The organism is Vibrio sp. 1288, assembly GCF_033344475.1.
Genome location: NZ_JAWPOX010000187.1, coordinates 1 through 980 on the forward strand (window position 1 = coordinate 1; position 980 = coordinate 980).

The following is a 980-nucleotide window of genomic DNA, read 5'->3' on the forward strand; positions in this document are numbered from 1 at the left end:
ACCACTTTGTCGTCGCCTTCGAACGTGTCGTTACCTAAAACCTTAATGATGGTTGGCGTGTCTTCTACAACCGTCGCTTTGTCTGCCACAATGTCCGCCACAGACGCAACCGTGAAGTTCACTGTTTGGCTAACACTTTCACCACTTGGGTCGGTAGCAGTAAACGTTAAGGTTTCTGAGCCGTTCCAGTCTGCTGTTGGTGAAATGGTCGCGATGCCATTTTCAATCGAAACCAACACGTTGCTATTGCCAGACACTGAGAAGTTTAGCGCTGAGTCGCTATCTTTAAATGCGTCGTTTAAATCAATCGTGTAGCTCGCGAAATCTTCCGATAACTCTTGATCTGCAATGGCATTTTCAACAGTCGGTGCATCGTTAACACGATTCACAATCAAACTGTCACTGTCGCTAGCCGTTGGATTAACACCATCCGATACTGACGCGCTAATAGTTAGGTCTTTAAGGTTAAGTTCATCATTATTAACTGCATCAACGCCTGCTTGAGTCAGCTTGACTTCATTGCCAACCAACACGAAGTAACCGTTTGAGTTATTTTCTAAAGAAACGGCTAATTGGTCTTCAGGCGTTTCAGTATCGCGAACCGTTAAGGTTGCGACTACCGTATCAGTGTTCACTGCATCTTCAGTGATGCTTTCTACTGCATCAACCTTGATGGTTGGCGCATCGTTCACTGGATTTACTGTAACAGTTACTTTCGCTTCGTCCGTCAAATCGCCATCAGTTACGATGTAAGTGATGGTCGCTTCACCATTGAAGTTCTCAGCTGGCGTGAACACCAGTTTGCCGTCGACAATGTCAACTGAGCCTTGCTCTGAAGGAACTGATGCTGATTGAATGCTGAGTGCGTCACCTTCAACATCACTATCATTGACTAAAACATCAATCGTAACAGAGGTGTCTTCTTCTGTCGTAATTACATCGTTTTCTGCGTTTGGCGCATCATTGATAGGCAGAATATC

The 980-nt window shown here is 45.1% G+C and carries 1 protein-coding gene; it reads right to left on the reverse strand.

Going from position 1 to position 980, the window contains the following annotated elements:
* A partial coding sequence (locus tag R8O11_RS25565; protein ID WP_318194656.1) for an Ig-like domain-containing protein occupies nucleotides 1-980 on the reverse strand: 980 nt, incomplete at both ends.